Below are 24,242 nucleotides of genomic sequence, written 5' to 3'. Positions count from 1 at the left end.
GCTTATGTCTAAAAATCTTTCTGACCTCGCTAAATCTTTCGAACCCTCCAACATCGAGGCCCAATGGGGTCCCGAGTGGGAAAAAAGGGGTATTGCCACCGCCACCTTGGACGATAAAAAGGGTAGTTTTTGTATCCAACTACCCCCTCCGAACGTCACAGGCACTCTGCATATGGGCCACGCCTTCAACCAAACCATCATGGATGGCTTGGCAAGACATGCACGAATGCAAGGTAAAAACACTCTTTGGGTGCCTGGTACCGACCATGCAGGTATTGCTACGCAAATTGTGGTTGAAAGACAACTAGATGCACAAAAGATTTCTAGGCACGACCTAGGTCGTGAAAAGTTCTTAGAGAAAGTTTGGGCTTGGAAAGAACAATCAGGCTCAACAATCACTAATCAAATACGTCGCCTTGGCGCATCAATTGATTGGAGTCGTGAATACTTCACGATGGATGAAAAAATGTCCAAAGCAGTTGTAGAGGTATTTGTAAGCCTCTACGAGCAAGGATTAATTTATCGCGGCAAACGTCTTGTGAACTGGGACCCAATCCTAGGCACAGCGGTTTCTGATTTAGAAGTGGAGAGCGAGGAAGAACAAGGCTCCATGTGGCACATCCGCTACCCACTTACAAACGGCAAAGGTCATTTAACGGTAGCCACTACCCGCCCAGAAACCATGCTTGGTGACGTTGCGGTGATGGTTCATCCAGAAGATGAACGCTATAAAGATTTAATTGGTCAAACAGTCAATCTGCCACTTTCTGATCGCGTGATTCCAATCATCGCTGATGATTACGTCGATAAAGAGTTCGGTACGGGTGTTGTTAAGGTAACCCCTGCTCACGACTTCAATGACTATGCCGTTGGTTTACGTCACCAACTTGAGATGATCAATATTCTCACGTTGGAAGCAAAAATTAATGAGAACGCGCCTCAAAAATATCAAGGTCTAGATCGCTTTGATGCACGCAAACTAATCGTTGCTGATTTAGAGAGCCTAGGTTTACTAGAAAAAGTTCAACCTCACACCCTCATGGTGCCAAGAGGCGATCGAACAAAATCCGTGATTGAGCCCATGCTCACAGACCAATGGTTTGTGGCCATGTCTAAACCAACGGAACATAATCAATATCGCCCTGGCAAATCAATTGCAGAGGCCGCCTTGGATGCAGTGAAGTGTGGTGACGTTAAATTTGTGCCAGAGAATTGGACAACAACTTATAACCAATGGTTAGAGGGTATCCAAGACTGGTGTATCTCACGCCAACTTTGGTGGGGACACCAAATACCAGCTTGGTATCAAGAAGATGGCAAGATCATTGTGGCTCGCTCCGAGACAGAAGCCAAAGAGAAAGCAAAAGCCAATGGTTACAGTGGATCATTGCGTCGCGATGATGATGTTCTAGATACATGGTTCAGCTCTGCTTTAGTGCCGTTCTCATCATTAGGCTGGCCTGATAAAACCCCTGAGCTTGCTCACTTCCTACCATCTTCAGCGTTAGTCACTGGCTTTGACATTATTTTCTTCTGGGTAGCTCGCATGGTCATGATGACCTGCCACTTCACTGGCAAGATTCCGTTTGAAACAGTGTACGTTCATGGTCTAGTGCGTGACGCAGAAGGTCAAAAAATGAGTAAATCCAAGGGTAATACTTTGGATCCAATCGACTTGATAGACGGCATTGATCTTGAAACGCTTTTAGCTAAACGTACAACTGGATTGATGAATCCTAAGCAAGCTGAAAGCATCACCAAGAAAACTAAAAAAGAGTTCCCAGACGGCATTCCTGCATTTGGTACAGATGCGCTTAGATTTACTTTTGCATCGATGGCGACATTGGGTAGAAACATCAATTTTGATCAAAAGCGCTGCGAAGGTTATCGCAACTTCTGCAACAAACTATGGAACGCCACGCGCTTTGTGCTGATGAACTGCCCAGGCACGGATGAAGAAAACGGCATAGGCGAATGCGGTGGTGGCTGTGGTCCTGAAGGATATCTAGACTTCTCAGCTGCAGACAGATGGATTGTTTCTTTATTACAGCGTGTAGAAGCAGACATTGATAAAGGTTTTAAAGATTATCGTTTTGACAATATCGCCACATCTATTTATCAGTTTGTTTGGGATGAGTACTGTGACTGGTATCTAGAACTCGCTAAGGTTCAGTTACAAAGCGGCACACCAGCTCAGCAAAGAGCCACGCGTCGCACACTCTTACGCGTCTTAGAAACTATTTTGCGTCTAGCTCACCCAGTGATTCCATTTATTACTGAAGAGTTATGGCAAATCGTGGCGCCAATGTCAGGTAAAGCGCTTGATCAACAAGCCAAACAAACTATTGCATTACAGCCTTACCCAGTTGCTCAGCCTCAAAAACATTGCGAAGCAAGTGAAGCGTGGGTTGCAGACGTGAAAGCCTTGGTGGATGCTTGCCGCAACCTAAGAGGTGAAATGCAAATTTCACCTGCACAACGTGTACCGTTGTATATCAAAGGTGATTCTGAGTTCTTAACAGTAGCAGCTCCGTATATTCAGGCTCTAGCCAAGTTATCTGAAGTCAAGATTTATGAAGACGATGCAGCATTAGAAAAAGATGGTGCAGGAGCTCCTGTTGCTATTGTTGGCAATACAAAAATTTTGCTAAAAGTTGAAATTGATGTGGCTGCTGAAAAGGCGCGTCTTGGCAAAGAGATTGAGCGCATCAGTGCAGAAATTGCTAAAGCCAACTCAAAACTCAATAACGAAAGTTTTGTTGCAAGAGCACCGGAAGCAGTGGTTATTCAAGAGAAGCAACGTTTGGCCGATTTTGAATCTTTGCTAGAAAAACTAAACAGTCAACTAAGTCGTTTACCATCCTGATATGAATAAAACAGTTACCAAAGCAGTTTTTCCCGTGGCAGGTCTTGGCACACGATTTTTACCTGCCACTAAGGCCAGCCCCAAAGAGATGCTCAATGTGGTTGATAAACCGCTGATTCAGTATGCGGTTGAAGAAGCCATGGCAGCAGGCATCACTGAAATGATTTTTGTAACAGGTCGCAGTAAGCGTGCGATTGAAGATCACTTCGATAAAGCCTACGAACTTGAAGCTGAGCTTGAAGCTAAAAACAAAAAAGATTTATTGGCCTTAGTGCGTAGCATTAAGCCAAGTCATGTTGATTGCGTTTACGTGAGACAACCCGAAGCCTTGGGTTTAGGTCATGCAGTTTTATGTGCTGAGAAACTCATCAGAGATGAAGCTTTTGCGGTGATCTTAGCGGACGACCTGTTAGATGGTCCAACACCTGTCATGAAACAAATGGTGGACAAGTATCAACACTATCGCAGCTCTATTTTGGGCGTTGAAAAGATTCAACCAGAACAAAGCAAATCTTATGGCGTGATTGACGGAAAAATATTTGATGACCGTATTTATAAATTAAACGGTATCGTAGAAAAACCAGAACCCGCTAAAGCCCCATCCAACATGGGTGTTGTGGGTCGCTACATTTTATCTTCAAGAATTTTCAACCACATCCGCACTATCAAACCAGGCGCTGGCGGCGAATTACAACTGACCGATGCTATTCAATCATTACTAAGCCAAGAACAAGTTTTGGCATATGAGTATGAAGGTATTCGTTATGACTGCGGCAGCAAACTTGGCTACCTAAAAGCAACGGTTGATTTTGCTTTGCGTCACCCTGAGGTGAAAGACGGCTTTAGCGAGTTCCTTAAAAACCGCTAATCACACTCTGCTTAGCGGCGCTTTAGATAAAAAACAAAAGCGTCCGCTAATTTTTCGCTGGCTAGTAAATCGTTACCAGTTTGCTTAGCAAAAGTCGGAAAGTCATGCTCAGAGCCACTATCGGTGGCAATCACCTTTAAAACTTCACCACTTTGCATTTCAGCCAATGCTTTTTTAGCCCTTAAGATCGGTAGCGGGCAATTTAACCCGCTAGCATCAACCTCTTTATCTACCTTAGGCAAACTCATAGACGCTCTGTAACCCATGCTTGAACACTGTTAAGCGCAGCAACAAGACGTTTAGGATCTGTGCCGCCTGCCATTGCCATGTCAGGTTTACCGCCGCCCTTACCACCCACTTGTTGAGCAACGTGGTTAACCAAATCACCAGCTTTAACTTTTCCTACAGCATCAGCAGTCACGCCAGCGGCTAACTGAACTTTGCCATCTTGCACGGACGCCAAAACAATGGCAGCAGACTTCAATTTATTCTTCAACTGGTCTAGCGTTTCTCTTAGCACCTTGGCGTCTGCACCCTCAAGTTGAGCTGCCAAAATACGGATTCCATTCACTTCCACAGCTTTTGAAACCAACTCATCACCTTGGCTCGCTGCCAACTTAGAACCCAAGCGCTCTAACTCTTTCTCCAAAGAGCGTGCATGATCTTGTAATTGAGTGATACGTTGAGCCAAATCACTTGGCGTAGCTTTTAAGCTAGCTGCTAGCTGATTAATTTGCGTATCTAGTTTTTGCAAATAGCTCAGAGCGCGATCTCCTGCAATCGCCTCAACACGACGAATACCAGCAGCCACACCACTTTCAGCCAAAATCTTAAAGATACCAATATCACCCGTGCGCTGTACATGCGTACCACCGCAAAGCTCTTTTGATGAACCAATCTCAAGTACGCGAACAGTTTCACCGTACTTTTCACCAAACAACATCATGGCACCAGTTTTTTGCGCGTCATCTAAGCTCATCACTTTCGCTGACGCTGCAGCATTAGCCAAAATTTCTGCATTAACCAATTGCTCCACCTGAGCAATTTGTTCTGCTGTCATTGGTGCTGTGTGCGTAAAGTCAAAACGTGTTTTATCTGGATCTACCAGCGAGCCTTTTTGTTGCACGTGCGCACCCAACACCTCTCGCAAAGCTTTATGCATCAGATGAGTTGCGCTGTGGTGACGAATAGTTCTAGCACGTCTCTCAGCGTTTACTTTGGCATTGAGCTGATCACCAACCTTGATCTCACCTTCTAAGACTTGACCATGATGGCCAAATACATCTGCTTGAATTTTCAGCGTATCTTCAACATCAAACAAACTTGTTGTATTACGCAGTTCGCCTGCATCGCCTACTTGCCCGCCTGATTCAGCATAGAAAGGGGTGTTATCCAAAACAATCACAGCGTTATCACCAGCCTTGACTGAAGGTACTTGCGAACCATCAACATACAAGGCCAACACTTTTGCTGATTCTTGATTTAAGGTGTCATAGCCATGGAATACTGTTGGTGCACCAGCGTACTCCAAGCCTTGCGCCATTTTGAATTTGCCTGCGGCACGCGCTTGATCGCGCTGACGGTTCATGGCAACTTCAAAACCAGCCTCATCCACTGTCACACCACGCTCACGACATACGTCTGCAGTCAGATCAAGCGGAAAACCAAATGTGTCGTGTAATTTAAATGCGGTTTCGCCATCAATCACTTTCGATGAACCCGCTAAAGCTGCCTCAAGAATTTCCATACCGTTAGAGATGGTTTGGAAAAAACGTTCCTCTTCTTGCTTTAATACTTCTGTAACACGTGCCTCATTAGCTTTTAGCTCAGGATAGGCGTCGCCCATTTCTTTCACTAAAGCACTCACAAGCTTATGGAAGAATGGTGCGCGTGCGCCTAATTTATAACCATGACGAATCGCACGACGAGTAATACGGCGCAGTACATAACCGCGTCCTGCATTACCTGGAATCACACCATCTGTAACAGTAAATGAACAAGCACGAATATGGTCAGCAATCACTTTTAGTGATGGGCTATTGGCATCACAATTGCCAGCACCTGCACCATCCACTGCTGACTTGGCAGCTGCCAACAAATTAACAAATAAATCAATTTCATAGTTTGAGTGAACATGCTGCAACACTGCAGCAATACGCTCAAGACCCATACCAGTATCAACGCTAGGCTTAGGCAATGGATGCATCACACCATCTTCATCGCGATTAAATTGCATGAAGACGTTATTCCAAATCTCAATGTAGCGGTCACCATCTTCTTCAGGGCTACCCGGAGGGCCGCCAGGAATATCTTCACCGTGATCGTAGAAAATTTCTGTGCAAGGACCGCATGGACCAGTGTCACCCATCATCCAAAAATTATCTGATGCGTAACGCGCGCCCTTGTTGTCACCAATGCGAATAATTCTCTCAGTTGGCACACCAACTTCTTTAGCCCAAATGTCATAGGCCTCATCATCTTCAGCGTAAACAGTGACCCACAATTTATCCGCAGGTAATTTGTAAACGGTTGTTAGAAGTTCCCAAGCGTAACTAATAGCGTCTCTTTTGAAATAGTCGCCAAAAGAAAAATTACCTAGCATTTCAAAGAATGTGTGATGACGGGCTGTATAACCAACGTTATCCAAGTCATTATGTTTGCCACCAGCACGAATACATTTTTGAGCAGTGGTTGCTCTTGTATAAGGGCGCTTGTCAAAGCCTAAAAAAACATCCTTGAATTGATTCATACCCGCATTGGTAAACAACAGGGTTGGGTCATCACCGGGCACCACTGGGCTTGAGGAAACGACCTGATGGCCTTTAGATTCAAAGAACTTTAAGAAATTTTCGCGAATTTGAGTAACTTTCATGAGCGTAATTATGACTCAGAGAGACTCTCTAGGTATAAACCCCCGCAAAGAAAAATTGAATTCAACCTTTAAGAAAGCTTACAATTCTGTCAAAGAAAGCTTTTTTAAAAAATTTTGGGGAAACATTTATGCAAATTCGCAGCCAAAAAGACTTTGCCTCAGGTTTGATGTTTGTGATTGTTGGCATCCTATTTGCCTACATTGCAACGACATACAACATGGGAACACCGGCCAAAATGGGCCCAGGTTACTTTCCATTCTGGTTAGGTATTGTTCTAGCGCTACTTGGCGCCATCATCACAATGACTTCTATGTCTGCCAAGACATCAAAAGACGAACTAGCAAGCTGGGACTGGGTTTCAGTGATGTGGGTTACCGGCTCAGTCATTTTGTTTGGTTTGGTCTTGAAGCCAATGGGCTTAATCGTTTCTTTGATCATGTTGATTTTCATTTCAGCGATGGCCAGCCATGAATTCCACTGGAAGGGTACTGTGGTTAACGCAGTGATTCTTAACGTGATTGCTTATGTTGCTTTCATTTGGGGATTGAAACTTCAATTCCAAGTGTGGCCAAGCTTCTTAGCTGCTTAATTGCCAGGAGATAAATAATGGAATTACTAGATAACTTAGCTCTTGGTTTTGCCACAGCATTTACAGCTCAAAACCTACTTTACTGTTTCATTGGTTGCCTACTAGGCACAATGATTGGTGTGTTACCAGGCTTAGGTCCTATCGCAACGATTGCGATGCTCTTGCCAGCAACATATGCCTTGCCTCCGATTGCTGCGCTCATCATGTTGGCCGGTATCTATTACGGCGCCCAATACGGTGGCTCAACCACAGCGATTTTGGTCAACATCCCCGGCGAGTCATCGTCGGTGGTAACTGCGATTGACGGTTACCAGATGGCACGACGTGGTCGTGCAGGTGTTGCTCTATTTACAGCTGGCTTTGGCTCATTCTTTGCTGGCTGTGTTGCAACTTTAGTATTGGCAGCATTTGCAGCACCTCTGTCAGAAATTGCATTTAAATTTGGCCCCGCCGAATACTTCTCACTGATGGTGCTTGGTCTAATTGGTGCAGTGGTATTGGCTTCTGGCTCATTGGTTAAAGCGATTGCCATGATCGTATTAGGTCTTTTATTGGGCTTGATTGGTACAGACGTTAACTCTGGTACTGCACGTTACTCATTTGATATTCCTGAACTAACAGACGGCATTGGTTTCGTATCAGTAGCGATGGGTGTGTTTGGTTTCGCAGAAATCATGAGTAACCTTGAGCAAAAAGAAAAGCGTGAAACTTTCTTGGATAAAGTGACATCACTCTGGCCAAGCAAAGAAGATTTCAAGCGCATGATGCCTTCAATTCTAAGAGGCACAAGTATCGGCTCAATCCTTGGCGTTTTACCTGGCGGCGGTGCAGCTCTTGCGGCGTTCGCAGCATATTCATTAGAGAAGAAAACATCAAAACATAGCGCCGAGTTTGGTAAAGGTGCCATCGAGGGTGTTGCTGGTCCAGAAAGCGCTAACAATGCTGCCTCACAAACATCATTCATTCCATTATTAACATTGGGTATTCCTCCTAATGCTGTGATGGCCTTGATGGTGGGTGCGATGACAATTCACAACATTCAACCAGGCCCACAAGTCATGAGCTCTAACCCAGCACTATTCTGGGGTTTGATTGCATCTATGTGGATTGGTAACTTCATGTTGATCATCTTGAACTTGCCGTTGATTGGCGTATGGGTGAAGATGTTGACAATTCCATACAAGCACTTATATCCAGCGATCCTTGTGTTCTGCTGTATCGGTGTTTATACAGTGAACAACACTAACTTCGATATTTTCATCACAGCAGCATTTGGCGTGATTGGATATTTGTTCGTGAAATTAGGTTGCGAAGCTCCTCCACTACTTCTAGGTTTCGTTTTGGGACCAATGATGGAAGAGAATTTCCGCCGTGCACTATTGTTGGCTAGGGGTGATTTCACAGTATTTGTTACAAGACCACTATCTCTTGGTCTATTGATTGCAGCAGCTGCATTGGTGGTAATTGTGACCTTGCCAGCAGTTAAGAAAACAAGAGAAGAAGCCTTCGTCGAAGAATAAATCTACAATATGGGTATGTCTGAAAAGAAGAACCCATCCCCTTCTAAATTCGAGACCCTAGAGGTCTCGAATTTTTTGCGCCAAATCATTGATTCTGACCTTGCTAGTGGCAAGCATGCCAATCGCTTAGATTCCGCTGGCAAGCCACTTCCAAGCGTTATTACCCGCTTTCCACCAGAGCCCAATGGCTATCTTCATATTGGCCATGCTAAGAGTATTTGCCTCAATTTTGGTCTAGCTAGGGATTACGCCCATGCTCCCCAAGGCGCTCGTTGCAATATGCGCTTTGACGATACGAATCCGAGTAAAGAAGAAACAGAGTACGTTGATAGCATCATTGATGCTGTGCGTTGGTTAGGCTTTGACTGGGTAGAAGATGGTGTAGAGCATCAGCACTACGCTAGCGACTACTTCGATCAACTGTACGAATTTGCTGAAAAACTAATTGAGGCTGGTAAAGCTTACATTGATAGTCAATCAGCGGATGAGATACATAAGAACCGTGGCACATTTACACAATTAGGTACTAATAGCCCTTTTAGAAATCGCGCTCCTGAAGAGAACTTAACTTTATTCAGAGACATGAAAGCGGGTAAGTATCCCGATGGCGCCCATGTGTTGAGGTTAAAAATCGATATGGCGCATCCTAATATTGTGATGCGTGATCCAGTTATTTACCGTATTCGTCATGCGCACCATCACCGCACAGGCGATAAATGGTGCATCTATCCTCTTTACGATTTCACACATTGCATTTCTGATGCACTTGAAAACATCACGCACTCTATTTGCACACTAGAGTTTGAAAACAATCGGCCGCTTTACGATTGGGTATTAGAGGCGTTAAAAGATATCGGTGTATTTAAAGGTCCACTGCCTAAGCAATATGAATTCGCTCGCCTTAACTTAACGTATGCCATCACAAGTAAACGTAAGTTGTTGCAGTTAGTAGAAGAAAAACGTGTGGATGGCTGGGATGACCCTCGCTTACCAACGATTGTTGGCATCAGAAGGCGTGGCTTCACTCCCGAGAGCTTGAGATTGTTCTGCGAACGTATTGGCGTATCGAAAGCTGATAGCTGGATTGATATGTCAGTTCTTGAACAAGCACTCCGCGATGATTTAGATGCCAGAGCAGAAAGAGCTTTTGCTGTTCTCAAGCCACTCAAACTGATTATTGATAATTTTGATCCGACAGTTGAGGAGCCTTGTTCAGCGCCTAAACATCCACATCACGAGGATTGGGGTCGCAGAGAGTTCACTCTCACCAAAGAGCTTTGGATTGAAGCTGATGACTTCATGATTGAACCAATCAAAGGTTTCTTTAGACTTTATCCACCTAAGGATGGTCAACCAGGCAGTCGCGTACGCTTGCGCCATGGCTTTGTGATTGAATGCACGGGTTACGATACTGATGCGAATGGTGAAGTCACTGCTGTTCACGCCAATTATTTTTCTGACAGTAAGAGCGGCACTCCAGAATCAAATAATTACAAAGTCAAAGGTAACCTGCATTGGGTCAGCGCAAAAAATGCGATCAAGGCTGAAGTTCGCATATACGATCGACTATTCACAGACCCTCACCCAGATAGCGGCGACAAAAATTTCTTAGATGCTATTAATCCAAACTCTAAGCAAGTTTTAACTGCGTATCTAGAGCCAAGTTTGAGCAATGTCAAAGCCGAGCAACGCTTCCAATTTGAACGCCATGGTTATTTTGTTGCTGACCGTGTTGATCACAGCGCCGCCAAACCTGTCTTTAACATGTGCGTGGGTCTTAAGGACACTTGGAAGTAGTTTAAGTAGCTTTAGTAGTTTTCAGAAAATCTGCCACCGTTGGATAAGTGAGTTGAAACCTAAGTTCACTTAAACGGTGGTTTTTTATGCGCCTAGACTCACTCATGAATGAAAGCGTCATAGGCTCAACCAAGTTGGGCAGTTCCTGCTTTGTGACTCTTGGTGGCTTTGGCAAATTAAATGCATCAGCAACCAAATCAAAATAATCACCCATCAACATATCACTGTCATCGCAAGCATTGATGACACGTTGTGCCTTACCCCTGGATAAAACATAAATTATCAATTTTGCCAAATCATCCGCATGAATATGATTGGTAAAAACATCATCGTTTTTAACCAAAGCTGGCAACTGACGGGCAATGCGATCAAGAGGGAGTCGATCTCCCGCATAAATACCAGGTACCCTCAGAATCTGGGCTTGAACTTGATGAGTCACTGCCCAAGCTCTAATTTGGGCCTCCGCAGATACTCTTCTGAGGGCTCTAGCACTTTTGGGATTCACCTGACGTGTTTCATCAATCGTCGCTCCCTGACAATCTCCATAGACACCAGTTGTGCTGATATAGACCAGTTGTCTGATAAAACCACTCCCCTGCGCTAAAATCCGTAATAAGTTGTGTGTTCGGGTGTCAGTGGAGCCTTGAGATGGTGGCGGGGCTAAATGAACCACCTGGGCAGCTAAGTGCGGTAAGCGCCACAGAGTATGTGCTTGGTCAAGATCCCCCAAAATAGGGGTTACACCAGCCTGTCTCAAAGTGAGCATTCTGTCTTGCGAGGAAGTCAGAGCGAAAACTCTGTATTTTTCAACCAATAGAGGCAGTAAGCGCATACCGACGTCGCCACAACCAACTATGAGAATTCTAGGTTTACCTATACGTTGCATGAACTCAATCGTAATGCTTTAAAAAAGGAATGTCAGTGTCTTACCAAATTACCATTAAAAATAGCGGAAAAACTTTTAGTGCAAACAGTGATGAAACTGTTCTAGAAGCAGCGATGAGACAGGGTATTCATTTACCGTACGGTTGCAAAAATGGTGCATGCGGTTCATGCAAAGGAAAGGTTGAGTCAGGCTGTGTGAGCCATGGCGACCATAATGAAAAAGCCCTCAGTGGCGAAGAGGCTTTAAATAGCATGGCTTTGTTTTGCTGCGCTAAAGCAGAATCCGATTTAGTGATTGATGTAAGAGAAGTTGAAGCCCATGGCGACGTGGTCATCAAAAAGATTCCTTGCCGAGTTGCAAGCCTTAACCGTGTCACTGACGATGTGGTTATCGTGAAGCTACAACTTCCAGCCACCGAAAAATTCCAATTTGTGGCGGGTCAATATATTGAGTTCTTACTCAAAGATAAACGCAGAGCTTACTCAATTGCGAGTGCCCCTCACGAAGAGGGCCCACTGGAATTGCACATCAGACACATGCCAGGTGGCGCTTTCACAGACTTCGTGTTTGGTAGCAGCGAATCAGGCACGATGATGAAAGAAAAGGATATCTTGCGCTTTGAAGGCCCATTGGGTAGCTTCTTCTTGCGTGAGGACTCTAATAAACCCATTATCTTTATTGCCTCAGGCACAGGCTTTGCTCCGATTAAGGGCATTGTTGAACATATTCGTCACCAAGGGATTTCACGCCCGATTAAGCTGTACTGGGGCGGTCGTCGACCAAAGGATTTCTATCACCATGAGTTATGCCAAACTTGGGCAAAAGAAATTCCTGGATTTGAATACATTCCAGTTGTGTCAGATGCTCTACCTGAAGATCAATGGAATGGTAGAACAGGCTTTGTTCATGCTGCAGCAATGCAGGACAACCCTGATATGTCAGGTTTCCAAGTCTATGCCTGTGGGGCACCAATCGTTGTTGAATCAGCCAAAAATGATTTCGTTGCAAAATGTGGTTTACCTAGCGATGAGTTCTACGCTGACGCATTTACCTCAGCAGCAGATTTAGCTAAAAAAACACCTGCTTAATCATTTTGTAAAAATTGTTATTTAAATTCTTGATGAATCATGAACCCAGAGTCTAAAAATATGAATATTGATACACACTCAGTGATGTACATCACTAAGCGTCCAGAATTAGTTTTTGTTGAAGGCAAAGGCTCATGGCTCATCGACCACCAAGGCAAAAAATATTTAGACTTTTTGCAAGGTTGGGCAGTTAACTGCTTAGGTCACTCTAACCCAGGCATGATCGAAGCACTTGAAAAGCAGGCTAGAAAAGTTATTAACCCAAGTCCTGCCTTTTACAACGAACCTATGATTCAGCTAGCTAACTTGCTAACTGACAACAGTTGCTTTAATAAGGTGTTCTTTGCCAATAGCGGTGCAGAAGCTAATGAAGGAGCTATTAAGCTAGCGCGCAAATGGGGCAAACTGCACAAGAATCACGCCTATGAAATCATCACGTTCAACCATGGCTTCCACGGTAGAACACTAGCCACCATGAGCGCTTCCGGCAAAGAAGGCTGGGACACTATGTTCGCTCCACAGGTACCAGGTTTTCCTAAAGCTGAGCTGAATGATTTAGAGTCAGTTAAGAAATTAGTGAACGAGAAAACTGTGGCCGTGATGCTAGAGCCAGTTCAAGGTGAAGGCGGCGTTATTCCAGCAGATCATGAGTTCATGCGTCAATTACGTGAATTCACTAAAGCCAACAATATTTTGCTCATCGTGGATGAAGTTCAAGCTGGATGTGGACGTACGGGAAAACTATTTGCCCACCAGTTATATAACATCAACCCTGACATCATGACTTTAGGTAAAGGCATTGGTGGTGGCGTGCCTCTAGCTGCGTTGCTAGCTACCGATGAAGTCGCCTGCTTTGAGCCGGGTGATCAAGGCGGCACTTACAACGGTAACCCACTCATGACTGCTGTGGGCTGCAGCGTCATTAATCAGTTACTCGCACCAGGCTTCTTAGATGAAGTGGTAGCCAAGGGTCAATATCTTAGAGAGTTATTACTAGACCTAAGCAATGAACTAGGTTTAGATGGTGAAAGAGGCGAAGGTTTATTGCGTGCACTCAAACTCAATAAAGATATTGGTCCTGAAATTGTTGAGCGCGCTCGTAATTTAGAGCCATTTGGTCTTTTGTTGAATTCTCCACGCCCTAACTTATTGCGCTTTATGCCTGCCTTGAATATCAGTCGCGAAGAACTTAAGCAAATGGTTGATTTACTGCGCGGCGTAATTAAATCGATTTAATTGCAACCGCGGTGCCCTAAAGACTTTTAGAAGTCTTTAGAGTCCCTTAGGCAGCGGGAAAGAGGTATTTTCAACAATACCGTCTAGGGTTCTCACGTTCTTAGGACCCAACTCTTTAATGCGCTCAATAATCGACTGAGCCAAGCTTTCTGGTGCAGAGGCACCAGCAGTCAAGCCCACTCTTTTTTTACCTACAAACCACTCAGGCTTTAGCTGACTTGGTTGGTCCACCATGTAGGAAACAACACCTAACTTTTCAGACAATTCTCTCAAGCGATTCGAGTTCGAGCTATTAGGACTGCCCACGACAATGACTAGATCAACTTGTGGAGCCATGAATTTCACTGCATCTTGTCGATTTTGAGTCGCATAACAAATGTCCTGCTTTTTTGGTTGAGCGATCGCTGGATATTTGCTTTTCAAAGCATCAACAATCTCTTTGGTTTCATCGACTGACAGAGTTGTTTGGGTTACATAAGCCACGGGAGCGTTAGTAGGAATATCTAAGGCCTCAACATCCTTGATGTTTTCCACCAGTTGAATGCCGTCAGGTGCCTGGCCCATGGTGCCCTCAACTTCTGGATGACCACGATGACCAATCATGATGATATGCATGCCTTCTTTGCGCATTTTTGTTACTTCAACATGCACCTTTGTCACCAAAGGACAAGTTGCATCAAATATTTTCAACCCACGTGCTTCTGCCTCTTGCCTAACGGCAGGAGCAACTCCATGAGCACTAAAGATCACGGTATTGCCCGCAGGAACTTCACTCAACTCATCCACAAAGACTGCGCCCCTAGAGCGCAAATCATTCACAACGTAGGCGTTATGAACAATTTCATGGCGCACATAAATCGGCGCACCAAATTTTTCCAAGGCTTGCTCAACAATCGTGATGGCTCTATCTACGCCTGCACAAAAACCTCTTGGCTGTGCCAGCAGAATTTCTCCATCTACAGCACTCTCATTGGGCAGTTGATTAGTCATGTTCAATCAGAGAATTCCAATGATTTCCGCTTCAAGCAAAATTGTTTTGCCAGACAAAGGATGATTAAAGTCAAAGGTTGCAGAATCACCATCAATTGCAATCAATGTTCCAGAGTAAGTTGCACCATTGGGCGCATTGAACTCAATCATATCGCCAGCCACATAATCCTCTTCAGGAGAGCTGTTCTCACGCAACGTTTGCATAGAAATCTTTCTGATCAAATCAGGGTTCTTAACTCCAAACGCTGCCTCGGGATCCAAAGTAAAAGTTTTTCTTTCACCCAACTTCATGCCAAGCAAAGCCTGCTCCAACGTTGGAGCAAACTGACCAGTGCCCATCATCAAGGTCGCAGGCTTATCTTCGAAAGTGTTGACGACATCTCCACCCTCAGGAAGAGCAATCCTGTAATTCAAGGTCAAAAAAGAAGTTGCGGTAACTTCGCCGCCGCCGGCTGTATTTGTATTAGTCATGACCACATTTTAACTACCCCACAAAAATCTGCCCAAAGATCAGTAAATCAAAGCCCCGAGTCATATCGACCTAGAGAAAAACTGCAATTACAGGGCCCAAGCCAAATGAGTGATGCTGAGTTGCTCTCCATACTTCTAAGAACCGGCAGCCCTGGTGAAAACTCACTGGGTTTATCCAAACGACTACTTCAACAATTTGGCTCGATCTCTTCTATTCTCAGTTCTAGCTATGAAGATTTAAATAAATTCAAAGGAATTGGTGTTTCTAAGTGGTCACAATTAAAAGTGATTCAAGAACTAGTTCAACGCAGCTACCTTGAAAGAATCAAACGTAATGACGTTCTCACCTCTACTGAGGTAGTTAAAAACTACCTAATTGGCTTAATTGGCAAAAAGGAATATGAGGTGTTTGTTTGCTTGTATTTAGATATCCACTTACGAGTTATTGATATCCATGAAATATTCAGGGGCTCGATATCTGAAACCACCGTCCATATCAGAGAAATTGCTAAAGAGTGTTTACTCAGAAATGCCAGTCACCTGGTCATTGCGCACAATCACCCCAGTGGCAGCCTAAAACCCAGTAAAGAAGATATCGAACTTACCCAATCTCTTTATCAAGCTCTAGAGTTAATTGATGTTCATCTGCTTGATCACTGTATTGTGTCGAAAAATGGAGGTATTTCTTTTTTAGACATGAATTTAATGCCCTAAATGGTAGTAAACACTAACATTTAACGGAAGTTTGATGGGTCTTGGAGAGAAAAATATATAAAAAGACAGGTAAATAGTGGAATACTTTTCACGCACCTGCTACAATCTCTTTTTTTCGCATTTCAAGGAGTGTGTCATGGCAAGAGTATGCCAAGTCACCGGGAAGAAGCCGATGGTCGGCAACAATGTTTCCCACGCAAACAATAAGACTAAACGTCGCTTTTTGCCAAATTTGCAAAATCGTCGTTTTTGGGTTGAATCAGAAAACCGTTGGGTAAGCTTACGCATTACCAACGCCGGTCTTCGCATGATCGATAAAGTAGGCATTGACGCTGTATTGGCTGATTTGCGTGCTCGCGGTGAAATCTAAGGAGCAGCAGAATGGCTAAAGGTGGACGCGAAAAAATCAAGTTGGAGTCGACAGCTGGTACAGGTCACTTCTACACGACTACAAAAAACAAACGTAACATGCCAGAGAAAATGGAAATCATGAAGTTTGATCCAAAAGCTCGCAAGCACGTTTCATACAAAGAAACAAAGATTAAGTAATCAATCATTATTGATTTGTTGTTTTAATCAGTGTTTCAAATAAAAAACCCGCTCTAAGCGGGTTTTTTATTGCCTAGCGAATTGCTTTATCTTTAAACGGTGTAACGACGCAGGCGCAAAGAAAACTCTTGTAAACCAGTCATACCGCTGGTTTCAGCCTTATTACACCAAGCTTGTAGCTGAGCAATCAACTGCTCCTTAGTAACATGAGAACGCTCCCAAAGAGTAGCTAAATCACGGCGCATTTCAACCATTAACTTCACAGACTTGTTGCTTGCCATTAACTTTTCTAAACGCTCACGCTCTTGATCAGTCAACTTAGCTTCATCCTTGTATAGCCACAAATGCTCATCACTAAATTGATTTGCTAGTTCTCGTACATGATTCACTTCAGCATCAAAAGTTTGACGCAGAGCCTTGGAATAACGCGCCATTAACTCGTAACGATTGGCGATCACAGCTTGCAATGTTTTTTCTGAAGCTTGAGAGATCTCTGAGAGTACTGGCTTAGGCGGCAACTTCTTCACCTTGGCCAAACCAGCCATTTCTAGAGTGCGGATATAAACCCAACCAATATCAAACTCATACCACTTGTTAGATAGCTTTGCGCTAGTTGCATAGGTATGGTGATTATTGTGAAGCTCTTCACCACCAATGATGATGCCCCATGGCATTAAATTGGTAGAGGCATCTTCACAATCGTAGTTACGGTAGCCCCAGTAGTGACCCATACCATTGATGATGCCCGCAGCAGTAATTGGAATCCACAACATTTGTACAGCCCAAACTGTTGCGCCAACAGCTCCAAACAAGAATAGGTCAATCAAAAGCATTAAGCCCACACCTTGCCACTGATACTTAGAGTACAAGTTGTGCTCAATCCAGTCATCTGGCGTGCCATGACCAAACTTTTCAATCGTTTCTTTATTCTTAGCCTCAGCACGATATAACTCAGCGCCACGAGATAAAACAGTACCAATACCCAAGATTTGAGGGCTGTGTGGATCATCTACTGTTTCGCACTTAGCGTGGTGTTTGCGATGAATCGCGGCCCACTCTTTTGTCACCATACCAGTGGTTAACCACAACCAAAAGCGGAAAAAATGTGCAGGGATAGCATGCAATTCCAAAGCACGATGAGCTTGGCAGCGATGCAAGAAGATTGTCACGCTGGCAATCGTGATATGAGTTAACAGCAATGTGATGAGCAGAATCTGCCACCCAGACCAATCTAGGTAACCATTCGCCAACCAATTCAACACAAAATCACGGGTATTTTCTAACCAAGCCATGCGGCCATCCTCTCTATTTACTTAAGAATAGGATTTTAACAAGGTTTTATTTATCAAGCTCACCATTTAATTGGCGAGTTTGATAAATATCATGTTTTTTAGAAGGTAGATAAAGAAAAAAGATGAAAATTAGCTACTTTTACTAACTTCAGGCTTTTCTTTCTAAAATTGCCCCAAAAAAGCCATCTGTGCCGTGAATATGAGGAAATAACTGCCACCAAGAGTTATTTTTACTTGCCCCAATCGGCAAACCATCCATGACCGGGAAGCTATCTCTTAAAACCTCTTTAGGGTCTTTTAGCTCAAATTGCGGATTATTAGCCAAAAATGCTTCAACAACCTCTTGATTTTCATGAGAAATCAAACTGCAAGTGGCATATACCAAGCGACCGCCTGGTTTTAACAAACGGGCTGCAGAAGTCAAAATGGACAACTGCTTTTGAGTCAACTCAGCCACGCTTTGCGGTGACTGGCGCCATTTGAGATCAGGATTACGACGCAAAGTGCCAAGACCACTACAAGGTGCATCAACGAGCACACGGTCGATTTTTCCTGCTAAACGCTTAACTTTGGCATCATTTTCGTTATCAATCCAAACTGGATGAACGTTGGATAGACCACTCTTTGCTAATCGCGGCTTTAAATTCGCTAGACGCTTTTCTGATACATCAAAGGCATAGAGACGGCCACTGGACTTCATCATGGCACCCAATGAAAGGGTCTTGCCACCTGCGCCAGCACAAAAATCAACCACCATCTCACCGCGCTTTGGCTCTAAGAGCATGCTTAACAACTGGCTACCCTCATCTTGAACCTCAGCATAGCCATTTTTAAAGAATTCTTGGGTTTGCAAAGCTGGCTTACCCTTTAATCTAACGCCATTGGGCGCGAAGGGAGTTGGCTCCGCAGCATAACGCCCACCAAGGTCATTTAAGACCCCCAGAAGCTCATCTCTTTGGGTTTTGATGGTGTTTACGCGCAAATCGAGCGGCGCGGCTCTCAGCATCGCTTCCGCAAGCGGTAGGCACTCGTCTTTAGACACCGATGAACCTAGCGCATTCCAAATCCACTCAGGCAAGTTCACACGAGTTAGAGGGGCTAAATTTTGACGTTCAATGGTGCCAAAGCGCCTTAACCAATCTATCTCATTAGGATGAACCACAAAAGCCAAATCCGCCAAGGCGCTCTCTGCTCTGTTGCCAGACCCCAGGCCACTCTCAATCATGGTGACCAAGAGAGATAACAAAGCTAAGCGGCGCGCCAAAGGACCGGCACCACTCTCAGCAAATTGAGAAATCTCTGTTTTTCTTCTTAAGAAGGTGAATGAAGCTTCTGCAATTAACGCTCTGTCTCTGTTACCCAAACGTGGGTTTGAGCGGAAATACCTACTCACAACCATATCAGCAGGGTGAGCAAACTTCATCAACTCAGTAATAACAACGCCAAGATGCTCGACATGCTGAGGCAGTGCTTTTGCTCGGGCCGCAATGGCTTTTTGATCAGTAGACATTAATTATTTATCCGTAGAGGTGAGTAGCTGAGCCTCTGGTGGACTCACTAAAACTCGATTTTCGCTAATAGAAAGGCGATTATCAATGAACCAGCGCACTGCGCGTGGATAAATCACATGTTCCTGCTTTAAAACACGCTGAGCCAAGGTATCAGGCGTGTCACCAGGCAAGACAGGCACACTTGCTTGAATGACCATAGGCCCATGATCCAAAGCCTCTGTAACAAAGTGAACCGTGGCGCCATGCTCACTCACTCCAGCCTCTAGCGCCTGCTCATGAGTATGCAATCCAGGGAATAATGGCAGTAAAGAGGGGTGAATATTTAATAAACGCCCTTCATAGTGCCTCACAAAATCCCCAGTCAAAATACGCATGAACCCAGCCAAAACCACCAAATCAGGCTTATAGGAATCAATTAATTCGACCAATTTGGCATCAAAGCTGGCTCGATCTTTAAAAGATCGATGATCTAAAACAGCAGTCTCAATGCCATGAGACTTAGCAAAATCAAGGCCTCCAGCCTCGGGGCGATTAGAAATAACAGCTGCAATCTTGGCCGGCCAGGCCTCATTTTGAGCTGCTTTAACAATGGCTTCCATGTTGGAGCCACGACCAGAAATAAGAATCACAATTGAAGTCATGCCCGCCAATATAATTCATACCTTAACGTGAAGGTAATTAGAGGCATCCCTCCCGCATCTGATTGGACCCCCTGCGCCCTAACCATCGGCAATTTTGATGGTGTGCATCGGGGGCATCAGGCATTGCTTAAAAAACTTGTTCATAACGCTAAACAATTGGGTGTTCAGTCATGCGTCATGACTTTCGAGCCGCATCCAATTGAATACTTCTCACCTGAAAAAGCACCTTCTAGAATTTTGGGTCTAAGAGACAAGCTAGAAGCTTTGGCTGAAATGGGTATTGATAAAGTTTTGGTGGTCCACTTCAACCAGACGTTTGCCAATCTCACGCCTGAAAATTTTGTAGAAAAAATTTTGGTGCAAGGTCTGCAAGTGAAATCAATTTTAATTGGCGATGACTTTCACTATGGCGCCAAGCGAGCTGGTAATTTTTCTGATTTAACTTTAGCTGGCAAGCAGCACGGTTTTGTTGTTGAACGTATGGACACGCTCAACAGTGAAAATCAAGAAAGAATCTCTAGCTCAGCAATTCGAGTTGCATTAGCGAATGGTCAAATGGAATTAGCTCAAGAATTATTGGGTAGACCCTATATGCTGAGCGGTCATGTACTGCACGGTCAAAAATTAGGAAGAAATCTTGGTTTTCCAACCTTAAATCTCGCAGTCGCCAACAAACTACATAAAAGAAAACCAGCAGCACGTGGCATTTTTATCGCACAAGTACACGGCTTAAGCGACAATCCATTACCTGCAGTTGCAAGCTTAGGGCAACGACCCACAGTTGATGACTCAGGAAGGTATTTATTAGAAGTTCATGTTTTCAATTTTCAACAAAACGTTTACGGAAAATTAGTCCGAGTTGAGCTATTAAAAAAATTAAGAGACGAAGAAAAATATAACGATTTAGAAACACTTAAAACGGCCATCAATCAAGATGCCAATGCAGCAAAAAATTACTTTGAAATAACTCATCATGTCTGACAAAAAAAATTCATACCCAGTTAATCTGCTTGACACCAGCTTTCCCATGCGTGGCGATTTGCCTAAGCGCGAACCTTTATGGGTAAAAGAATGGCAAGAAAAGAAAATCTATCAAAAGATTCGCGAAGCAAAAACTGGTAAGAAAAAATTTATTTTGCATGATGGCCCTCCTTATGCGAATGGCGATATTCATATTGGTCACGCCGTTAATAAAATTCTTAAAGACATGATTGTCAAAGCCAAAGGCTTTGCTGGCTATGACGCGCTATACGTTCCAGGCTGGGACTGCCATGGCATGCCCATCGAAATTCAAATTGAAAAACAATTTGGCAAACACTTACCAACTGCTGAGGTTCAGGCAAAAGCCAGAGCATATGCGCAAGTACAAGTAGAAAAACAAAAGAAAGATTTTGAACGTTTGGGAGTTTTGGGTGACTGGCAAAGCCCATACCTAACAATGGATTTTAAAAATGAAGCTGATGAAATCCGCGCATTAGGAAAGATTTTTGAAAAAGGCTACGTCTACAGAGGCTTAAAACCTGTGAACTGGTGTTTTGATTGCGGCTCAGCGCTTGCAGAAGCTGAAGTTGAATACCAAGACAAAATTGATATCGCTGTCGATGTTGGCTTCAGTTTTCCTGAAGATCAATTAGAGTTAATTGCCAAAGCTTTCAATTTAAAAGCATTACCTAAAAAAGAAGGCATGGCTGTCATTTGGACAACAACGCCATGGACACTACCCTCTAACCAAGCACTCAACGCACACCCAGAAATTGAATACGCATTAGTTGATACTTCTAGAGGCTTGCTCATTCTTGCTAAAGATCGTATTGAGCCTTGCCTTAAAGAGTACGCCCTTGAAGGTGAAACAATTGCTACATGTAAAGGCCAAGCCTTAGCAGGTCTTGAATTTCACCATCCATTAAGCAAAGCACACGAAGGCTTTGCAAGAAGATCTCCTATCTACTTAGCAGAATATGTCACGATTGATAGCGGCACTGGTCTAGTTCACTGTGCCCCAGCTTATGGCGAAGAAGACTTTAAATCATGTAAAGCGAATGGTTTAAAGGATCAAGATATCCTCAATCCCGTGATGGGCGATGGTGTCTATGCATCTTGGCTACCATTATTTGCCGGCCTATCCATTTGGAAAGCCAATCCGCAAATCGTTGAAACATTAGAGCAAGCTGGTTCATTACTTAAATCTGCAAAATTAAATCACTCATACATGCACTGCTGGAGACACAAAACTCCTGTGGTTTATCGCGCGACTGCTCAATGGTTTGCAAGCATGGATAGAAAACCTCACGCTGGTGGATCTCTTAGAGAAACTGCCTTAGCAGGCATTGAAGCAACCGAGTTCTTCCCTGCTTGGGGTAAACAACGCTTACACAACATGATTGCCAATCGCCCTGATTGGACACTGTCTAGACAGCGTCAATGGGGTGTACCAATGGCATTCTTAGTTCACAAAGAAACTGGGGAGCCACATCCTCGCACACCAGAACTCTTGGAAATCATTGCGACGCGAGTTGAAAAAGAAGGTATCGAAGCTTGGCAAGCCATCGAAGTAAAAGATTTACTTGGTGATGACGCTGCCATGTATGAGAAAAACAAAGATACGCTTGATGTTTGGTTTGACTCAGGCACCACGCATTGGCACGTTATTCGTGGCTCACACGCCACAACCTTAAGCGACTCTTCAAGAGATAACCCTGAAGGCCGTTGGGCAGATTTATATCTTGAGGGATCAGATCAACATCGTGGCTGGTTCCACTCATCACTACTCACGGGTGCAATGTTAGATGGCAAACCACCCTACAAAGCCTTGCTGACACATGGCTTTACTGTAGATGGTCAAGGTCGCAAGATGAGTAAGTCAGTGGGTAATGTGATTGCACCACAAGAAGTCGCAGACAAAATGGGTGCTGAAATTATTCGCTTATGGGTGGCTTCAACTGACTATTCAGGTGAAATGACCATCTCTGATGAAATCTTAAAACGCGTGGTTGAAAGTTACCGCCGCATCAGAAATACCTTGAGATTTTTATTAGCCAATCTATCTGATTTTGATATTACTAAGCATCAACTTGATTCCAAAGATTGGTTAGAAATTGATCAATACGCTGTAGCATTAACAGATGCCGTACAAAAAGATTTAATGGCCCACTACGAGCGCTATGAATTCCATCCTGCGGTTTCTAGATTGATGACCTTCTGTTCAGAAGACATGGGTGGCTTCTATTTAGACATCCTCAAAGATCGCCTCTACACACTCAATGCTGATGCGCCTGCACGTCGCTCTGCACAAAATGCTTTATTCCACATCACTCAGTCTTTCTTGAGACTGATGGCACCCTTCCTATCATTTACAGCGGAGGAAGCGTGGAAGATTTTTGCGCACAACACCAATAGTAAAGACACAATCTTTACCGAAGAGTTCCATCAACTACCTTCTATTAAAGATGGTGACGCACTCATTACTAAATGGCAACGTATCCGCGAAATGCGTTCTGACATCACAAAAGCGATTGAGTTTGAACGCGAAGCTGGTCATGTTGGCTCATCATTGCAAGCAGAAATTCATATTCAGGCTTCGAGCACAGATGCAGCACTTTTAAAATCGCTTGGCGACGACCTAAAGTTCATCACCATTACCTCTAGCGCAACAGTTGAAGAGAAAACTGACATGACCGAAATTTCCGTATCAGTGAAATCTTCTTCTCATCAAAAGTGTGGTCGATGCTGGCATTACAGAGATGATGTTGGTCATGACTCACAACACCCAGAGTTATGTGGTCGTTGCACTACCAACTTATTCGGCTCTGGCGAAAAACGCCAAGTAGCTTAATTAGGAGAATACCTTGGCACGCTCAAACAAATCTGGCGGTAGCAACCAAGTGTTTATGGCTTGGCTTGGTTTATCAATACTATTACTGGTGATTGATCAACTAACCAAGCTATTAGCCAAGAATAATTTGTTTGAGGGTGTTGCAAAACCTGTTACTAGTTTTCTTAATTGGACTTTGGTGTACAACCCTGGCGCAGCATTTTCTTTTTTGGCACAAGCAGGCGGTTGGCAGCGTTGGTTTTTCACGGGTCTAGGTCTTGTTGCAGCACTAGCCATGATTTGGCTAATCCGCAAAAACTCTCAACAAACATTATTCTCTTTGGCACTTAGCTTAGTATTAAGTGGCGCCATAGGTAATGTGATCGACCGTATCGCCTATGGTGCAGTTGTGGACTTTATTGATGTTTACTATGGTAACTGGCACTGGCCAGCCTTTAACATCGCAGACAGCGCCATCACAATAGGCGTGATTCTGTTAATCTTTGACGAAATCAAACGCGTTAATAAATAAATTAGGGT

21 protein-coding genes are annotated in these 24,242 nt (G+C 44.0%); 13 read left to right on the top strand and 8 right to left on the bottom strand.

Going from position 1 to position 24,242, the window contains the following annotated elements; translation table 11 throughout:
- The first annotated feature begins 4 nt into the window (after positions 1–4).
- Together CFR83_RS06180 and galU are read left to right on the top strand one after the other, a co-directional pair.
- The gene (locus CFR83_RS06180) at positions 5–2,866 is read left to right on the top strand and encodes a valine--tRNA ligase (protein ID WP_088813108.1); all 2,862 of its coding nucleotides are present in this window, start codon (positions 5–7) and stop codon (positions 2,864–2,866) included.
- 1 nt (position 2,867) lies between these two features.
- Positions 2,868–3,734: a UTP--glucose-1-phosphate uridylyltransferase GalU gene (galU, locus tag CFR83_RS06175; protein WP_088813107.1), complete on the top strand. Its 867-nt coding sequence runs from the start codon at positions 2,868–2,870 to the stop codon at positions 3,732–3,734.
- An 11-nt stretch (positions 3,735–3,745) separates the two neighbouring features.
- On the opposite strand, the gene CFR83_RS06170 is transcribed toward galU, so the two are convergent.
- Both CFR83_RS06170 and alaS read right to left on the bottom strand, forming a co-directional pair.
- Positions 3,746–3,982, bottom strand: coding sequence for a sulfurtransferase TusA family protein (locus CFR83_RS06170; RefSeq protein ID WP_088813106.1), 237 nt, complete (start codon positions 3,980–3,982; stop codon positions 3,746–3,748).
- Positions 3,979–6,606 carry an alanine--tRNA ligase gene (gene alaS / locus CFR83_RS06165; protein ID WP_088813105.1) on the bottom strand — a complete coding sequence of 876 codons (2,628 nt, stop codon included), beginning with the start codon at positions 6,604–6,606 and terminating at the stop codon, positions 3,979–3,981. The genes CFR83_RS06170 and alaS overlap by 4 nt, the downstream gene beginning before the upstream one ends.
- A 128-nt stretch (positions 6,607–6,734) precedes the next feature.
- On the opposite strand from alaS, the gene CFR83_RS06160 reads away from it, so the two are divergent.
- The 3 genes from CFR83_RS06160 to CFR83_RS06150 are packed head-to-tail and all read left to right on the top strand — an operon-like array spanning position 6,735 to position 10,513.
- Complete coding sequence (locus tag CFR83_RS06160) at positions 6,735–7,196, top strand: tripartite tricarboxylate transporter TctB family protein (protein WP_088813104.1); 462 nt, start codon at positions 6,735–6,737, stop codon at positions 7,194–7,196.
- 17 nt (positions 7,197–7,213) lie between these two features.
- Entirely contained in the window at positions 7,214–8,716 is a 1,503-nt protein-coding gene (locus CFR83_RS06155; RefSeq protein ID WP_088813103.1) for a tripartite tricarboxylate transporter permease, read from the top strand.
- Between the two features lie 15 nt (positions 8,717–8,731).
- Positions 8,732–10,513 (top strand): glutamine--tRNA ligase/YqeY domain fusion protein, encoded by a 1,782-nt coding sequence (locus tag CFR83_RS06150; protein ID WP_088813220.1) that lies wholly within the window; start codon positions 8,732–8,734, stop codon positions 10,511–10,513.
- A 1-nt stretch (position 10,514) separates the two neighbouring features.
- Here the strand turns inward: CFR83_RS06150 and CFR83_RS06145 are convergent, their stop codons facing one another.
- Positions 10,515–11,399, bottom strand: coding sequence for an SDR family oxidoreductase (locus tag CFR83_RS06145; RefSeq protein ID WP_088813102.1), 885 nt, complete (start codon positions 11,397–11,399; stop codon positions 10,515–10,517).
- A gap of 35 nt (positions 11,400–11,434) precedes the next feature.
- Here CFR83_RS06145 and CFR83_RS06140 point away from each other — a divergent pair, with 35 nt between their 5' ends.
- Together CFR83_RS06140 and CFR83_RS06135 are read left to right on the top strand one after the other, a co-directional pair.
- A complete protein-coding gene (locus tag CFR83_RS06140) occupies positions 11,435–12,487 on the top strand; it encodes a CDP-6-deoxy-delta-3,4-glucoseen reductase (protein WP_088813219.1) in 1,053 nt (350 codons plus the stop codon).
- 60 nt (positions 12,488–12,547) lie between these two features.
- Positions 12,548–13,723, top strand: a complete 1,176-nt coding sequence (locus tag CFR83_RS06135; protein WP_207758554.1) for an acetylornithine transaminase — start codon at positions 12,548–12,550, stop codon at positions 13,721–13,723.
- Between the two features lie 36 nt (positions 13,724–13,759).
- Here CFR83_RS06135 and ispH read toward each other — a convergent pair whose 3' ends face one another.
- Entirely contained in the window at positions 13,760–14,713 is a 954-nt protein-coding gene (gene ispH / locus CFR83_RS06130; protein WP_088813100.1) for a 4-hydroxy-3-methylbut-2-enyl diphosphate reductase, read from the bottom strand.
- Between the two features lie 6 nt (positions 14,714–14,719).
- On the bottom strand, positions 14,720–15,184 hold the full coding sequence (locus tag CFR83_RS06125) for an FKBP-type peptidyl-prolyl cis-trans isomerase (RefSeq protein ID WP_088813099.1): 465 nt from the start codon (positions 15,182–15,184) through the stop codon (positions 14,720–14,722).
- Here CFR83_RS06125 and radC point away from each other — a divergent pair.
- The 3 genes from radC to rpmG all read left to right on the top strand — a co-directional run bounded on the left by radC (position 15,071) and on the right by rpmG (position 16,447).
- On the top strand, positions 15,071–15,898 hold the full coding sequence (gene radC / locus CFR83_RS06120; RefSeq protein WP_088813218.1) for a RadC family protein: 828 nt from the start codon (positions 15,071–15,073) through the stop codon (positions 15,896–15,898). The two genes, CFR83_RS06125 and radC, sit on opposite strands and share 114 nt — an antisense overlap.
- Before the next feature lie 136 nt (positions 15,899–16,034).
- Positions 16,035–16,268 carry a 50S ribosomal protein L28 gene (rpmB, locus tag CFR83_RS06115; RefSeq protein WP_088813098.1) on the top strand — a complete coding sequence of 78 codons (234 nt, stop codon included), beginning with the start codon at positions 16,035–16,037 and terminating at the stop codon, positions 16,266–16,268.
- An 11-nt stretch (positions 16,269–16,279) separates the two neighbouring features.
- The gene (gene rpmG, locus CFR83_RS06110; protein WP_088813097.1) at positions 16,280–16,447 is read left to right on the top strand and encodes a 50S ribosomal protein L33; all 168 of its coding nucleotides are present in this window, start codon (positions 16,280–16,282) and stop codon (positions 16,445–16,447) included.
- 92 nt (positions 16,448–16,539) lie between these two features.
- On the opposite strand, the gene CFR83_RS06105 is transcribed toward rpmG, so the two are convergent.
- The 3 genes from CFR83_RS06105 to purN form a co-directional block, all read right to left on the bottom strand.
- Positions 16,540–17,739 carry a DesA family fatty acid desaturase gene (locus tag CFR83_RS06105; protein ID WP_088813096.1) on the bottom strand — a complete coding sequence of 400 codons (1,200 nt, stop codon included), beginning with the start codon at positions 17,737–17,739 and terminating at the stop codon, positions 16,540–16,542.
- Between the two features lie 148 nt (positions 17,740–17,887).
- A complete protein-coding gene (locus tag CFR83_RS06100) occupies positions 17,888–19,249 on the bottom strand; it encodes an RsmB/NOP family class I SAM-dependent RNA methyltransferase (protein WP_088813095.1) in 1,362 nt (453 codons plus the stop codon).
- 3 nt (positions 19,250–19,252) lie between these two features.
- A complete protein-coding gene (purN, locus tag CFR83_RS06095) occupies positions 19,253–19,891 on the bottom strand; it encodes a phosphoribosylglycinamide formyltransferase (RefSeq protein WP_088813094.1) in 639 nt (212 codons plus the stop codon).
- A 27-nt stretch (positions 19,892–19,918) separates the two neighbouring features.
- Between purN and CFR83_RS06090 the strand changes: the two genes are divergently transcribed.
- Genes CFR83_RS06090 through lspA form a run of 3 tightly spaced genes read left to right on the top strand, consistent with a single transcriptional unit; the run spans position 19,919 to position 24,234 of the window.
- Positions 19,919–20,872: a bifunctional riboflavin kinase/FAD synthetase gene (locus tag CFR83_RS06090; RefSeq protein WP_088813093.1), complete on the top strand. Its 954-nt coding sequence runs from the start codon at positions 19,919–19,921 to the stop codon at positions 20,870–20,872.
- Complete coding sequence (gene ileS, locus CFR83_RS06085; RefSeq protein WP_088813092.1) at positions 20,865–23,723, top strand: isoleucine--tRNA ligase; 2,859 nt, start codon at positions 20,865–20,867, stop codon at positions 23,721–23,723. Before CFR83_RS06090 ends, ileS begins: the two co-directional genes overlap by 8 nt.
- A gap of 55 nt (positions 23,724–23,778) precedes the next feature.
- Positions 23,779–24,234 (top strand): signal peptidase II, encoded by a 456-nt coding sequence (lspA, locus tag CFR83_RS06080; protein WP_088813217.1) that lies wholly within the window; start codon positions 23,779–23,781, stop codon positions 24,232–24,234.
- Positions 24,235–24,242 lie beyond the last annotated feature (8 nt).

Origin of the sequence: Polynucleobacter victoriensis, from assembly GCF_900187875.1 — a bacterium.
Lineage (GTDB): Bacteria > Pseudomonadota > Gammaproteobacteria > Burkholderiales > Burkholderiaceae > Polynucleobacter > Polynucleobacter victoriensis.
This window is presented reverse-complemented; position numbering and strand designations above follow the sequence as displayed.

What these genes read in the sequence shown, in the direction of transcription:
- CFR83_RS06180 (WP_088813108.1), top strand. Translation starts at nt 5, where the DNA reads ATGTCTAAAAATCTTTCTGACCTCGCTAAATCTTTCGAACCCTCCAAC.
- galU (WP_088813107.1), top strand. Translation starts at nt 2,868, where the DNA reads ATGAATAAAACAGTTACCAAAGCAGTTTTTCCCGTGGCAGGTCTTGGC.
- CFR83_RS06170 (WP_088813106.1), bottom strand. Translation starts at nt 3,982, where the DNA reads ATGAGTTTGCCTAAGGTAGATAAAGAGGTTGATGCTAGCGGGTTAAAT.
- alaS (WP_088813105.1), bottom strand. Translation starts at nt 6,606, where the DNA reads ATGAAAGTTACTCAAATTCGCGAAAATTTCTTAAAGTTCTTTGAATCT.
- CFR83_RS06160 (WP_088813104.1), top strand. Translation starts at nt 6,735, where the DNA reads ATGCAAATTCGCAGCCAAAAAGACTTTGCCTCAGGTTTGATGTTTGTG.
- CFR83_RS06155 (WP_088813103.1), top strand. Translation starts at nt 7,214, where the DNA reads ATGGAATTACTAGATAACTTAGCTCTTGGTTTTGCCACAGCATTTACA.
- CFR83_RS06150 (WP_088813220.1), top strand. Translation starts at nt 8,732, where the DNA reads ATGTCTGAAAAGAAGAACCCATCCCCTTCTAAATTCGAGACCCTAGAG.
- CFR83_RS06145 (WP_088813102.1), bottom strand. Translation starts at nt 11,399, where the DNA reads ATGCAACGTATAGGTAAACCTAGAATTCTCATAGTTGGTTGTGGCGAC.
- CFR83_RS06135 (WP_207758554.1), top strand. Translation starts at nt 12,548, where the DNA reads ATGAATATTGATACACACTCAGTGATGTACATCACTAAGCGTCCAGAA.
- ispH (WP_088813100.1), bottom strand. Translation starts at nt 14,713, where the DNA reads ATGACTAATCAACTGCCCAATGAGAGTGCTGTAGATGGAGAAATTCTG.
- CFR83_RS06125 (WP_088813099.1), bottom strand. Translation starts at nt 15,184, where the DNA reads ATGACTAATACAAATACAGCCGGCGGCGGCGAAGTTACCGCAACTTCT.
- rpmB (WP_088813098.1), top strand. Translation starts at nt 16,035, where the DNA reads ATGGCAAGAGTATGCCAAGTCACCGGGAAGAAGCCGATGGTCGGCAAC.
- rpmG (WP_088813097.1), top strand. Translation starts at nt 16,280, where the DNA reads ATGGCTAAAGGTGGACGCGAAAAAATCAAGTTGGAGTCGACAGCTGGT.
- CFR83_RS06105 (WP_088813096.1), bottom strand. Translation starts at nt 17,739, where the DNA reads ATGGCTTGGTTAGAAAATACCCGTGATTTTGTGTTGAATTGGTTGGCG.
- CFR83_RS06100 (WP_088813095.1), bottom strand. Translation starts at nt 19,249, where the DNA reads ATGTCTACTGATCAAAAAGCCATTGCGGCCCGAGCAAAAGCACTGCCT.
- purN (WP_088813094.1), bottom strand. Translation starts at nt 19,891, where the DNA reads ATGACTTCAATTGTGATTCTTATTTCTGGTCGTGGCTCCAACATGGAA.
- ileS (WP_088813092.1), top strand. Translation starts at nt 20,865, where the DNA reads ATGTCTGACAAAAAAAATTCATACCCAGTTAATCTGCTTGACACCAGC.
- lspA (WP_088813217.1), top strand. Translation starts at nt 23,779, where the DNA reads ATGGCTTGGCTTGGTTTATCAATACTATTACTGGTGATTGATCAACTA.